We start from the raw sequence: 12,781 nt of genomic DNA on the forward strand, positions 1-12,781 counted from the left end.
GGCATCCATGCCGCTGCTACGAAAGCACACCTAATCCCTTCCTTATCTAAAATCAGAAAATTCGGCTGGTCAACAACAGCTAAACGAAACGCTCGTACAGGGCCGCGCCCCATACCAGCGCCACTATTACTAAGCTGACAAACACCGCCGCCGAACCCATATCTTTAGCGCGACCCGACAATTCATGTCGCTCCAGGCCCACCCGGTCAGTCAGTGATTCGATAGCGGAATTTAACAGCTCCACCACCAGCACCAAACACCATACGCTAACCAACAGCGCAAACTGGCTGACAGACGTGGCCAACCAGGCGGCTAACGGCACAGAGATAACGGCTAAGGTAGTTTCCTGACGAAAGGCCGACTCAAACTTCCAACTGGCAGCAAAACCCTGCATTGAGCATTTTGCCGCTTTAATAATCCTGCCTAAACCGACACCGTTTGGCTTTAACATCTCTTTTTCCTTGCTACGCTGCGTATATTCGGGCTGCCACTAAAATATCAGGTATAGGGTCAGGTGTGCTTTCGGAACAGCGGCAAGGATGCCGCGCAGGCTGAGAGGGCACAGGGATGTGATCCTTGAAGCCGGTGCAGAAAGCATTTCCTGACACTGTGCCCTACTCTAAAGCCCGATTTTCCTTAAGCATTAACACCATATTGCGCCCGGTAGGCTTTCACCGCATCCAGATGCTGTGCCATTTCCGGCTTATCGGCTAAATAGCTGATCAGATCCGGCAGGCTGATAATCGAAATCACCTTGGTATTAAAATCACGCTCAACTTCCTGAATGGCCGACAGTTCACCCTGGCCGCGCTCTTGCCGATCCAGTGCAATAAGTACACCAGTAAGCTCAGCGCCCTGTGCCTGAATTAACTGCATAGATTCACGAATAGCAGTGCCGGCGGTAATCACATCATCCACCAGCATAATGCGGCCCTGTAACGGCGAACCGACTAAGTTACCACCCTCGCCATGGGTTTTCGCTTCTTTGCGGTTAAAGCAGTACGGCACATCACGGTTATAATGATCGGCCAATGCTACCGCTGTAGTAGTGGCAATAGGAATACCTTTATAAGCCGGGCCAAACAGTACGTCGAACTCCAGGCCGCTGTCCTGCAACGCCGCCGCATAAAAGCGGCCTAATTTGGCCAGATCACCGCCGGTGTTAAACAGCCCGGCATTAAAAAAATACGGGCTGGTACGGCCGGATTTCAGCGTAAAACTGCCAAACTTTAGTACCTGACGCGACAGCGCAAACTCAATAAATTCACGTTGAAACGGCTTGATCATGCTGTTGTATCCTTTGCTTGTTATGCCAGAACGCGCTTTTGCTCGTCGATAATTTCACGGATGGCGTGCTTGCCTAAATCCATCATCTGCTGCATTTCTTCAAAGCTAAACGGCGCTTCTTCAGCCGTGCCCTGAATTTCAATCACTTTGCCGGTTTCGGTCATCACGATATTCATATCGGTTTCGGCGTTAGAATCTTCGGCGTAATCTAAATCGGCCACAGCGGTGCCTTTATAAATACCTACCGATACCGCAGCTACCATAAAATTCAGCGGGTTGGTTTTAATAATGCCTTTAGCGCGCATATGGTTCAGCGCGTCAACTAAGGCTACACAAGCACCGGTAATAGACGCTGTGCGGGTGCCGCCGTCGGCCTGAATCACATCACAGTCGATAGTAATGGTATTTTCACCCAACAGTTTTAAATCCACTGCGGTACGCAGCGCACGGCCAATAAGGCGCTGAATTTCCATAGTGCGGCCACCTTGCTTACCCCGTGCCGCTTCGCGGTCATTACGGGTATGGGTAGCACGTGGCAGCATGCCGTATTCGGCCGTTACCCAGCCCTTGCCCTGGCCTTTCATAAAGCGCGGCACACCTTCAATTACGCTGGCGGTACAAATTACCTTGGTATTACCAAATTCAACCAATACTGAGCCTTCAGCATGAGCGGTAAATTGACGGGTAAAAGTAAGGGGACGGATCTGACTGGCGGTTCTGCCACTTGGACGCATAGCTGCACTCCTGAAATTAACAATGGCGGTTATTATAGGGGCTAACGTTACTCAGAGCCATCAATTCGCCAAATTCGATTGCCCTGCGGTATACTCTGGTTTTATTTGTCGCCAGAGAATTTATTATGATCCACAGCATGACCGCCTTCGCCCGTCACGAAACCAAAGCCAGCTGGGGCACCGCCCAGTGGGAGATCCGCTCGGTAAACCAGCGTTACCTGGAGTCCTACTTTCGCCTGCCGGAGCAGTTTCGCGGCTTAGAAAGCCTGCTGCGCGACAAACTCCGCAACAGCCTGCAGCGCGGCAAAATAGAAGTTAACCTGCGCTACCATGCTAACCAGGCCGCCGGCGAACTAACGTTAAACGAAGTATTTGCCGAGCAGTTGCTGCAAAAAGCCCAGCAGTTACTGCAAAAAGCACCGCAAGCGCAATTAAACATTGCCGACATCCTGCGCTGGCCGGGTGTAATGGAAACCCCGACTGAAGACTTAGACGCGCTGCAAGGCGAACTGCTGGCCGGTTTCGACGCTGCCTTACAAGACTTCTTAGCCGGCCGCGGCCGCGAAGGTGACGCCATCGATCAGATGATCCAGCAACGCTTAACGGCTATTGGCGAGCAAGTGGCTTTTGTCCGCACGCATTTGCCGCAAGCCATGCAATGGCAGCGCGACCGCATTGTAAACCGCTTAAACGAGATTAAAGCCGATATCGAGCAAGGCCGTTTAGAGCAGGAAATGGCGTTTTTAGCCTCTAAGTCTGACGTCGCCGAAGAACTCGACCGCCTCGAAGCCCACATCAAAGAAACCCGCCACACGCTGAAAAAAGGCGGCGCCTGCGGCCGGCGCTTAGATTTTATGATGCAGGAGTTTAACCGCGAAGCAAACACGCTGTCATCCAAAGCCATCAGCACTGAAATTACCAACGCTGCGGTGGAGTTGAAGGTGTTAATTGAGCAGATGCGCGAGCAAATTCAGAATATCGAATAACCGGTTTAGATACTATCCGGCGGCGGTAGCTCAGCAAAAGAGCCGCCGTGGCGGATCCAGTCATTAATTTGTGCTAACAGCTGCTGTTGCGGTAACCGCGTACGGCCTTTTATAGCGCATTGCCACAGTAACAGTACGCGCCAGCCCATTTCGCGCAGTTTGTCTTGTACCATTTCATCATGGCGCCGGTTGGCGGTGATTTTAGCGCGCCACCAGTCGACGCGGCTTTTCGGCCAGTGAAACTGCGCACAGTTATGCTGATGCCAAAAGCAGCCCTGGACAAAAATTACCGCGCGGTATTTGGCTAACACCAGGTCGGGTTTGCCGGGCAGAGCAGCCACATTCAGCCGGTAGCGAAAACCGGCGGCATGCAGCTGTTTTCTCAGCCATATTTCCGGTTGAGTATGCTTGTTTTTAATTGCCGCCATATTGCGGCTGCGGGTGGCGACATCATGTACGTCGGTCAAGGCGCATCCGTCAGGCGGCGTTGTTTTTGCGTGCTTGCGCACTGTTGATAAAACGCATCATCGCTTGTGCCACAGCGTCGACCACTTTGACACACACCGAGTTGCCAAACTGCTTGTAAATCTGGCCGTGCGATACCGCATCAACAATAAATTGCTCCGGAAAGCCCTGCAGCCTGGCGCACTCTCTGGGCGTCAGTTTGCGCGGATTCTTACCCAAAGCGGTTTGCTCAATCAGAATTTCCGAGCCGTCTTTATAGTATCTGGCGCTAATGGTATTGGTGTAAGCATCTTCTGCGCTAAACAGTGAATAGCCAAAGCCATTACCCTTTTGCTGATGCTCTGCTTTGCGCTTTTGGTGCCCGGCCCATAACTTATCAGAAATGGTGTATCGGTCTTGTGCCGGTGTCAGGCCGGATAAATCCTGCAAAATATCCCCGACGCGGGTTGGCGTTTTCGGTGCTTGCGGCCATTGGAACAGTGAAGCAAAATCCAGTTCGCCAAAATGGTTTTTATCAAAACCAACAATAAACACCCGCTCGCGGTTTTGCGGTGCGCCAAAATCGGCCGCCCGCAGCACTTTAAAATCCACCCAGTAGTTCAGCTTGTCCGACAGCGCATGGCGCGCTTCTTCGCTGAGCGGAATATCATCCGGCACGGCGTCGCTGTGTTCACCACGTAAAATTTGCAAGATGGTTTTTAAGGTGCGGCCTTTGTCATGACCTTTTAACTGCTTAACGTTTTCCAGCAAAAAGGCTTTCGGCCGCTTTTCGACTAAAATACGCTGGATCTCAAAAAACATGGTGCCGCGGGTATCGCTAAAGCCTTTTTTTAACCCTGCCTGGCTAAACGCCTGACACGGAAAACCACCAAGCAAAATATCATGGTCCGGAATATCACGGGCACTAATTTGGGTAATATCGCCATTAGGGATCTCACCATAGTTCGCCGCATAGGTTTTTTGGGCAAACTTATCCCACTCCGAGGTAAACACACACTTACCGCCGGCCTGCTGAAACGGCAGGCGAATGCCGCCAATACCGGCGAATAAGTCAATAAACCTGAAGCTGCAGTTGTTGTCATCTGTGCGCAGTGGCGCATCGGCTATGTTGTGTTGTTTATGCGCCGGTGTTGCCGGTTGTGTTGCCTGTTTCATTCTGCTGTATACCTGTGTGCTATTACCCGGGAGACTAGCAGCGTATGAAGCCGCAGACAAGCCGCCGGTTAAGGTTATTGCCGCAAAAACTGCCCGGCTTAGCTAAGCCCGCCCAAGCACAGGTATTTTAAATTGGTGTAGTCATCCAGGCCGTATTTAGAACCTTCGCGGCCGTAGCCGGATTGTTTGATGCCGCCAAAAGGCGCAGCAGCGTTAGACACTATGCCTTCATTAATGCCTACCATGCCAAACTGCAGCGCCTCTGCCACGCGAAATACACGGCCGATATCGCGGCTGTAAAAATAGGCCGCCAGGCCATATTCGGTGCTGTTGGCCAGCGCTATTGCTTCGGCTTCGGTATCAAACGCCATTAACGGCGCCACCGGGCCGAAAATTTCCTCATTACTTATGGCCATATCCGCGCTGACATCGCTAAGCAAGGTCGGCTGGAAAAACTGCTTGCCGGCGCTGTGGGTTTTGCCGCCCAGCAGCACTTTGGCGCCGTCATCAAGCGCGCTTTGCAGCAGTTTTTCTACTTTCTCTACTGCTTTGCCATCAATTAGCGGCCCGATCTGGCTATCTGCAGCCAGGCCATCAGCAACGTTAAGCTGGGTAACGGCAATAGCCAGCTTATCGGCAAAGGCCTGATACACGCTGCGCTGCGCTAAAATACGGTTGGCACAAACGCAAGTCTGGCCGGCATTACGAAACTTGGCCGCCATAAGGCCCTGCACGGCGGCGTCCAGGTCGGCGTCGTCAAATACGATAAAGGGCGCATTACCGCCCAACTCCATTGTTACCCGTTTTACGCTGTCGGCACATTGCTTTGCCAACTGCTTACCCACGGCTGTGGAGCCGGTAAAGCTGAATTTGGCTACCTTAGCGTGCCCGGTAAACACTTCGCCAATGGCTTTGGCGTTAGTGCCTACTACCACGTTAAACACGCCGGGCGGAATACCGGCCTGGTGGGCTAATTCGGCCAGTGCCAGTGCCGATAGCGGCGTTTGCTGTGCCGGCTTAACCACAAAGGTGCAGCCAGCTGCCAGCGCGGCGGCGGCTTTACGCGCCAGCATCGCATTGGGGAAATTCCACGGCGTGATGGCCGCCACTACACCAACCGGCTGGCGCTGCACAATAATGCGTTTATCGTTGGAGGGTGCCGGTATCGTATCGCCGTATAAGCGTTTGGCTTCTTCGGCAAACCACTGAATATAAGAAGCGCCATAGGCTATTTCGCCTTTGGCCTCGCTAAGCGGTTTGCCTTGCTCCAGCGTGAGTAAGCGGGCTAAGTCGTCCTGATGCTGCATCACCAGCTGATACCAGCTTTGCAGTAACTGCGCGCGCTCTGCAGCCGGTTTGGCGGCCCAGCCGGCAAAGGCGTTAGCTGCTGCCAGCACGGCTTGCTCAGCATCGGCGGCGCTGGCATCGCCAACTTTACCCAGTAACTGCTGATTAGCCGGGTTAACTACGTCAAAAGTATCAGTGTGCGATAACCAATCGCCATTGATGTAGGAACCCTGTTTAATCAGGGTTTTACTTATCTGCTGCATACGTCACTCCGCTTAGCTGAGGGTGTTAATGCATGTTAGCACACAGAAGTGAACACTAAATTAAACAAACGGCGGGCAAAGGCCCGCCGTTTCAGCAAACACAATTGTTATCAGAAACGGTATGCCAAGCCCAAAGAGGCATTGCGGCCATTAATGGTACGGGCACGGATAATGCCGTTATCCGGCACTGAGCCTTCTTCGGCTTCTGTCAGGCCAATTTCGTCAAACAGGTTGTTAATATTCAGCGACACGGTCAGGTTTTCGGCCAGATTGTAGCTGGCAAACGCATTTACCTGGGTGTAACCGCTGAATTTTAAGTCATTGTTATCCTGAGCATAGGCAGCTGTGGTGCCGACCAGGCTTACGCCAAGCTGGGCTTGCTCAAAGAAGTAACGCGCCAGCAGGTTATAAACAAAGTCCGCCTGGCGCCTGGGTGTATTACCCACCACGTCCGGGGTCAGCGCATCTTTGCTGATCTCAGCATCGGTCCAGGTAACAGAGCCGCGCATATCAAAATCGCCGATGCGGTAGCTGCTTTCCAACTCGATACCGTGCGCTTTGTAAGTGCGGTCAAAAAAGCGCTGGCTGGTGGCTTCAAAGTTTTGCTCTTCGGTTTCAGCGAAAAACAAGGTAGCAAACAGGTTTAAATTGCCATGCCGGCTTTTACTACCCAGCTCATATTGAGTAACTTCATCTACCGCATCTTCTTTGGCCACGCTGCCATCAGCATTCACTTTGCCAAATAATAAACGGTCGGCATTGGCGCGCCCGCCTTTGCTGATGCGGCCAAACATGGCCCAGTCTTTATGAAACTGATAGTTAGCCCCAGCCGAGTAGGAATTGTAACCCCAGCTGTAATTGACGATGCTGGCGTTGGCTAAATCAATACCCGATACGCTTTGCTCTACCTGGCTGATTACACCATCGCCGTTCATATCACGGCTGCTTTGTACCGCACCGGCATAAGTGCCTGAAGCACTGCCGATATCGCGGCGGATACTGGCATCGAGTGATAAATCACCATAGGCCCAGCTTAGGCCGGCATAAGGCGCTTTAATGCTGTAGTCGGTGTCGTAATTGCGCTGGCAACAGTTGCCGAAAAACGGCACGCCATAAGCTGTAAGGCCCTGTTCGGAAAACGCTGTACCATCTGCGGCAGTAACGTTTAACAACTCAGCATTGTCGCCTTTTAACGCCATTAAATACGAGTTCCATAACCACGACATGCTGATGCTTTGATCGGCGATGTAGTAGCCAACATTGACATCAACGTCACCAAAGCGGCGTGACAGCTTTAAATCGTTCACGATAGAGCCAAAATCGTCTATCTCAATATCAAAGGTGTGAATACGCATAGCATTTTCTGCGCTGTAAGCTTCACCGGCATTGGGCCCTACGGCGTAGGTTAAATTGGCACCGGCGCCGGCGATACTGTCGGCGATGTCCTGCGCATTGCCTACTTCTGCCGGAAACAGCGTATTAAAATTACCGCTGACATCACTAACGCGAAAACGGTTTTCCAGCGTCCAGCCTTCAACTAAGTCAAACACCGCCTCCACGCCGACGCTGTTTACTTTGGGATTCATGCCATCGCGCACATCACCGCGGGAGACTTGATTATCGCCGTTTAAGCGCACGGTTTGGGTTAAATACACTGACTGCAGCGTATCTGAGCCGGCGTCATAACCCGGCACTGAGCTGCCATCGGCAAACATTGGCATCGGCATATAGCTGGTGGCTTTGTCGTTTAAATGTTTAAAGTACAGCCGCACATAGCCGGTATCGAATTCTTTGGTCAGGTTGCCCTTTAACTGAAAACCTTTTTCGCCCTGGTAACCCGGGTCGCGCACGCCTTCGCCCTGACGGACAAAGCCGCCCAGATGAAAACGCATATCGCTGTTAATATCGCCGCCGTAATCAAAGTCGGTGCGAAAGCTGTCGTAATCCAGCCCGGTAGTAAAGGCGATACTGCCGCCGTTTTCTTCACCGGTTTTACTGACAAAGTTGATAATACCGCCCGGCGAGTTACTGGCAGTGGTGCTGGCCGAGCCGCCACGGATCACGTCCAGCCTTGACAAGGTGGCATCGGCGCGCAGAAAAATATCGGCATTACCAAAGGCGATATCGCCAAACTGCATTACCGGTAAACCGTCTTCCTGCAGGGTAAGAAACTTGGCGCCGCCCGACGCTACCGGCAAACCGCGCACGGCGATATTGGCATTACCTTCGCCGCCGCTGGCTTCACTGCGCACGCCCGGCAGCATGCGGAAAATCTCAGCAGTGCTGCGCGGCGTGGCCACGGCGATATCATCCAGTGTCAGGCTGCTGACCGACACGCTGGATTGCATTACCGTTTGATTACGCGATACCGCACCGGTAACCACTATGCGTTCAAAGCCTAAGCCAGTGCCGTCTGATTGTGCTGCGGCCGACTCGTTTGTATTAGTTTCTGCCTGTTGCGCCATCGCTACGCTGTTGCTTAGCGCCAGCGTGACAGCAAGAGCAAGTGAGCCTGGTGTCAAATTATACTGTTTCATTGTCTATCTCCCGTGTTGAAGTCGCGATCTATTCTTTGGATAGTCTGCTTTTGACTTAATCGTTTAAGTTTTTACTGCTATAAAAAAGCTAGCCGGAAGACATCTGCTCCAGCTTAGCTTTGGCTGGCTGTTTCAGCCAGTTGTATACCATTGCCAGTGCCAGTAAGGCGGAAAACAGCGTCGCCAGATAAAAACCGGCGGTAACATCGTTGGCGATATCGCCCAGCACGGCCATTAACGCCGGTGCCACCGCCGCTGCCAACGCGGTAAAAGCCAGTAACAAGCCTGCCACAGCGCCATGCTGTTGCCGGGCAAAGCAACTGATACCTTTGGAATTCAGTGTCGGGTAAATCATCGACATAAACAGCCCGGACAGCGGCATCAGCCATACTGCAACCTCTTTACCACCGAGCATGCTGGCGGCAAAGCAGACAAAAATACACAGCGTAAATACCGCCATCACGCTACTCCAGCAAAAACGGTTTAAAATGGCCGTTGCCAAAAAGCGCCCCAGCGCACGCAGAATAAAAAATACCGTAATCGCCTGGGCTGCCAGTAAGCTCCAGCGGCCGTCGTAATCAGCCAGCAAGGTGGGCAACCAGACAAAAATCGCCACTTCACAGCTGACATACAGCGCTATCGCCAGTGAAAACCCCAGCGCGTAGCGATCTTTTAACAGCAGCATGGAACGGCGCAGCGACACTTGCTCTGCAGATGCCTGATACGGCGGGTAAGGCAGCCGTGCCGACATCACCACTAACAAGGTGCACAGCAAGCCGGCCAGCAAATACAACGAGGTCCAGTGGATAGAAGCGGCGATCATCAGGCCTACCAGTGCCGGGCCGACTATAGCGCCGATAGCAAAGAAGCCCTCTACCGTGTTCATGGTACGGGTGTGGCTTTGGCTGTCGGGGCTGATATCGCCGATTAACGCCAGCGCGGCGGTTTTAAAAATACCAATTGCCAGGCCGCACAGGCCCATTAATAAGATAAAAAACAGCGCACTGTTGCCGGCCATAAAGGCATAGCAGGATACAGCGTACAGGCTTAAACCAACGATAATCAGCTTTTTACGGCCAAGTTTATCTGCCAGCCGGCCAAGGAATAACCCGGCCAAACCAATCGCCAGCATGGGTACATAGTGAAAGGCACTGGCCTGAAACATCGTAAGCTGATATTCCGCCATGGCTTCGGGAATGATCACGCCCACCGCATCGGTGGTCATGGCAAAGACAAAAAACATCAGGTAGGTCATCCAGCGCACTTGTCGCTGCAAGCCCTGAGCGCGATCTAACGTTTCGGCTGCCCCGACAGCCTGACGCTTCGCATCAGTAGTAAGCATAGTGTTCCCCGTTTATATTGCCTTTAACAGTGGGTGTAAGCGCACCGCTCTGAAAGGCTTAGCTGTACGGGCCGCTTTCTCAGGCCGGCTTGGGTTTATTATGCGCCGGGGGTTGACAAAGGAGTCCGTTGGCTTAAAGCTATATCTTAATCGTTTAAGAAGCAAATTTTTTTCAGGATTATTTTTATGAACCGTCAACAACACGCCAACCAGATCCAACTGATCACTTATATTGACCGGCTTAGCGGCGGTACTATCAAAGACTTACATACTATGCTGCAAGGCCCGCTGGCCGGCTTGTTTGATGGCGTGCATTTGCTACCATTTTACCCGCCGATAGACGGCGAAGATGCCGGCTTTGACCCAACCGACCACACTGCCGTAGACAGCAGGCTGGGCGATTGGAGCGATATCCGCGCCCTGGCTGCAGATTATCCGCTGATGGCCGATATGATTGTTAACCATATGTCGGCGCAGTCACCGCAGTTTGTCGATGTACTGGAACAAGGCGAAGCCTCACCCTACTGGCCGCTGTTCTTAACCCGCGATAAAGTCTTCGCCAAAGATGCCACGCCAGAGCAGTTAGCTGCCGTATACCGGCCAAGACCGACACCGTTTTTTACCGATATCGCGCTAAAAGATGGCCGCAAAATTCCGTTTTGGACCACCTTTACCGCCAATCAAATTGATATTGATGTTAACTCAACTGCCGGCAAAGCTTACTTACAGGCCATTTTACAGCGCTTTACCGAAAACGGCGTGAAGTATATCCGCCTCGATGCCGCCGGCTATGCCATTAAAAAGGCCGGCACCCGCTGCTTTATGCTGCCGGAAACCTTTGAATTTATTGCCGCCTTATCTGAACAAGCCAAAGCGCGCGGCATGGTATGCCTGGTAGAAATACACGGCTACCACCAAACCCAGATTGAGATAGCCCGGCGCTGCGATCTGGTGTACGACTTCGCTCTGCCGCCACTGGTGCTGCACACCTTGTTCAGCCGCAATGCCAAGGCACTGAAACACTGGCTGGATATAGCACCGCGCAACTGCATCACGGTGCTGGATACTCACGATGGCATTGGTATTGTCGATGCCGCCGATTATCAGGGCCAACCCGGCTTACTGACGGATCCGCAACTGGACAGCCTGGTAGAAACCATTCATGCCAACAGCAACGGCAGCTCAAAGCTGGCCACCGGCAATGCCGCTAACAACGTGGATTTGTATCAGGTGAATTGCAGCTTTTATGATGCGCTGGGCCAAAACGACCAGCAGTATCTGCTGGCCCGCGCCATGCAGCTGTTTTGCCCTGGCATCAGCCAAATTTATTACGCCGGTTTACTGGCCATGCCAAACGATGTTGAATTGTTGCAACAAAGCCGCGTAGGCCGTGATATTGGCCGGCCCTATTTAACTGCCGCCAAAGTAGAGCAAGCGCTGCAAAAACCGGTGGTGCAGGCACTGTGTCAGCTGATTAAACTGCGCCGCAGCATGCGGGCATTTAACGGCGAATTCAGCCAACGGCTGACAGAGCAGGCTTACCAGCTGCAGTGGCACTATCAGGGCCACAGCGCCGGTTTGCATATTCAGCTGGCCAGCTTAGAAGCCACTATGCACTGGCAGGCGGCCGGTGAAGCGGCGCAAAGCCTGAGCCTGAACGCCTTGTACCAGAGTGTGCTGTAACGGCTTTCGTCGTTGATTAGCTGCTTTCGCCCAAGCGCAGCTGGTAAGGTAATAACTGTGAGCTGTCGTCCGCGCTTAAAAACGCCCTAACGGCCGCTTCACCTTTGGCATCACTGAATTGCCACACCGACGTTAGCGTCGGGTGGTAGCGCAGCGTTTCTTCAATACCATCAAAACCGACAACGCGGATATCCTGCGGAATGCTCAGCCCCAATTGCAAGGCTTCGCGCATCGCACTTAAACCGATAAGGTCGCTCATACACAGCAATACTGTGGGCCTTGGGCTCATTGCCAGCACCGCTTTGGCTGCCTCACGGGCATAGTTTTGGTTGCTCTCGGGGATATGCCATAAATAATCGGCGGCCAGGGTTAAACCGCGTTGCTGCATCGCCCTTTGGTAACCGTCCAGGCGGCGGTGCGCTATAGAACTTTGATTGTCCCACATCGGTTTATCGCCTACCGGCTGACTGCTGGCGGCATCAATTAAACGTAAGCCCAACACAGCCACGGTATCGTGTTGCTGCAGCACGGCTATGGCGCTGTCAAAAGCGGCCTGCTCGTTATCAATATTCACCGAAGGGCGGCCGGGCAGGTCAAAATCGACCGTTAACACGCGTTTTTTTGACAAACGCAGCTGCTCAATTAAACCGGTATTACGCGGAGCTCCATAGCAAATAAAGCCGTCGACAAAATCGCTGATCGCATCCAGATTAGTGGCCTGGCCGGAGAACAACAGTAAGTGCAAATGATGGCGTTCCAGCTCGCGGCTAACGCCCTGCAAAAACTGGCTGGCCACCGGATCGCTAACCATATATTCCAGCGAATCAGACAAGATCACCGCCACTATGCCCGAGCTGCCGGTACGTAACGACTGCGCGGCCTTATTCGGGCCTAAATAGCCCAGCTCATGGCAGGCAGCCAGAATTTTCTCCCGCAACGCTACCGACAGCTGATCCGGCCGGTTAAAGGCATTGGAAATGGTTGCAGTGGAAACACCCAGGGTTTTAGCCACGCTTTTAAGGGTTGATTTACTCATCATGCC

General features: G+C 52.7%; 11 protein-coding genes. 2 read left to right on the plus strand and 9 right to left on the minus strand.

The window, feature by feature from the left end; translation table 11 throughout:
- Nucleotides 1-79 precede the first annotated feature (79 nt).
- The 3 genes from Q8O77_RS17295 to rph all read right to left on the minus strand — a co-directional run bounded on the left by Q8O77_RS17295 (nucleotide 80) and on the right by rph (nucleotide 2,021).
- Nucleotides 80-451: a diacylglycerol kinase gene (locus Q8O77_RS17295; RefSeq protein WP_305556235.1), complete on the minus strand. Its 372-nt coding sequence runs from the start codon at nucleotides 449-451 to the stop codon at nucleotides 80-82.
- A 185-nt stretch (nucleotides 452-636) separates the two neighbouring features.
- Nucleotides 637-1,284 (minus strand): orotate phosphoribosyltransferase, encoded by a 648-nt coding sequence (gene pyrE, locus Q8O77_RS17300; RefSeq protein ID WP_305556716.1) that lies wholly within the window; start codon nucleotides 1,282-1,284, stop codon nucleotides 637-639.
- Between the two features lie 23 nt (nucleotides 1,285-1,307).
- Nucleotides 1,308-2,021: a ribonuclease PH gene (gene rph / locus Q8O77_RS17305; protein ID WP_305556238.1), complete on the minus strand. Its 714-nt coding sequence runs from the start codon at nucleotides 2,019-2,021 to the stop codon at nucleotides 1,308-1,310.
- Nucleotides 2,022-2,146: 125 nt separating this feature from the next.
- On the opposite strand from rph, the gene Q8O77_RS17310 reads away from it, so the two are divergent.
- Nucleotides 2,147-3,007 (plus strand): YicC/YloC family endoribonuclease, encoded by an 861-nt coding sequence (locus Q8O77_RS17310; RefSeq protein WP_305556241.1) that lies wholly within the window; start codon nucleotides 2,147-2,149, stop codon nucleotides 3,005-3,007.
- Nucleotides 3,008-3,012: 5 nt separating this feature from the next.
- On the opposite strand, the gene Q8O77_RS17315 is transcribed toward Q8O77_RS17310, so the two are convergent.
- The 5 genes from Q8O77_RS17315 to Q8O77_RS17335 form a co-directional block, all read right to left on the minus strand.
- Nucleotides 3,013-3,474 (minus strand): very short patch repair endonuclease, encoded by a 462-nt coding sequence (locus Q8O77_RS17315; RefSeq protein ID WP_305556244.1) that lies wholly within the window; start codon nucleotides 3,472-3,474, stop codon nucleotides 3,013-3,015.
- Nucleotides 3,475-3,484: 10 nt separating this feature from the next.
- Nucleotides 3,485-4,627: a DNA cytosine methyltransferase gene (locus Q8O77_RS17320; protein ID WP_305556247.1), complete on the minus strand. Its 1,143-nt coding sequence runs from the start codon at nucleotides 4,625-4,627 to the stop codon at nucleotides 3,485-3,487.
- Between the two features lie 98 nt (nucleotides 4,628-4,725).
- Nucleotides 4,726-6,177 carry an NAD-dependent succinate-semialdehyde dehydrogenase gene (locus tag Q8O77_RS17325; RefSeq protein ID WP_305556250.1) on the minus strand — a complete coding sequence of 484 codons (1,452 nt, stop codon included), beginning with the start codon at nucleotides 6,175-6,177 and terminating at the stop codon, nucleotides 4,726-4,728.
- Nucleotides 6,178-6,287: 110 nt separating this feature from the next.
- Nucleotides 6,288-8,714 carry a TonB-dependent receptor domain-containing protein gene (locus Q8O77_RS17330; RefSeq protein WP_305556253.1) on the minus strand — a complete coding sequence of 809 codons (2,427 nt, stop codon included), beginning with the start codon at nucleotides 8,712-8,714 and terminating at the stop codon, nucleotides 6,288-6,290.
- Nucleotides 8,715-8,802: 88 nt separating this feature from the next.
- Nucleotides 8,803-10,056 (minus strand): sugar MFS transporter, encoded by a 1,254-nt coding sequence (locus Q8O77_RS17335; RefSeq protein WP_305556256.1) that lies wholly within the window; start codon nucleotides 10,054-10,056, stop codon nucleotides 8,803-8,805.
- A 186-nt stretch (nucleotides 10,057-10,242) separates the two neighbouring features.
- On the opposite strand from Q8O77_RS17335, the gene gtfA reads away from it, so the two are divergent.
- Nucleotides 10,243-11,739, plus strand: a complete 1,497-nt coding sequence (gtfA, locus tag Q8O77_RS17340) for a sucrose phosphorylase (RefSeq protein WP_305556259.1) — start codon at nucleotides 10,243-10,245, stop codon at nucleotides 11,737-11,739.
- A 16-nt stretch (nucleotides 11,740-11,755) separates the two neighbouring features.
- Here the strand turns inward: gtfA and Q8O77_RS17345 are convergent, their stop codons facing one another.
- Entirely contained in the window at nucleotides 11,756-12,775 is a 1,020-nt protein-coding gene (locus Q8O77_RS17345; protein ID WP_305556261.1) for a LacI family DNA-binding transcriptional regulator, read from the minus strand.
- Between the last annotated feature and the right edge of the window lie 6 nt (nucleotides 12,776-12,781).

The sequence above is a fragment of the Rheinheimera sp. genome (assembly GCF_030690345.1).
Classification (GTDB): domain Bacteria; phylum Pseudomonadota; class Gammaproteobacteria; order Enterobacterales; family Alteromonadaceae; genus Alishewanella.

Bases quoted from the DNA above. Each gene is read 5' to 3' on its own strand.
- Q8O77_RS17325 (WP_305556250.1), bottom strand. From the start codon at position 6,177: ATGCAGCAGATAAGTAAAACCCTGATTAAACAGGGTTCCTACATCAAT.
- Q8O77_RS17335 (WP_305556256.1), bottom strand. From the start codon at position 10,056: ATGCTTACTACTGATGCGAAGCGTCAGGCTGTCGGGGCAGCCGAAACG.
- Q8O77_RS17320 (WP_305556247.1), bottom strand. From the start codon at position 4,627: ATGAAACAGGCAACACAACCGGCAACACCGGCGCATAAACAACACAAC.
- Q8O77_RS17330 (WP_305556253.1), bottom strand. From the start codon at position 8,714: ATGAAACAGTATAATTTGACACCAGGCTCACTTGCTCTTGCTGTCACG.
- Q8O77_RS17345 (WP_305556261.1), bottom strand. From the start codon at position 12,775: ATGAGTAAATCAACCCTTAAAAGCGTGGCTAAAACCCTGGGTGTTTCC.
- Q8O77_RS17295 (WP_305556235.1), bottom strand. From the start codon at position 451: ATGTTAAAGCCAAACGGTGTCGGTTTAGGCAGGATTATTAAAGCGGCA.
- gtfA (WP_305556259.1), top strand. From the start codon at position 10,243: ATGAACCGTCAACAACACGCCAACCAGATCCAACTGATCACTTATATT.
- Q8O77_RS17310 (WP_305556241.1), top strand. From the start codon at position 2,147: ATGATCCACAGCATGACCGCCTTCGCCCGTCACGAAACCAAAGCCAGC.
- rph (WP_305556238.1), bottom strand. From the start codon at position 2,021: ATGCGTCCAAGTGGCAGAACCGCCAGTCAGATCCGTCCCCTTACTTTT.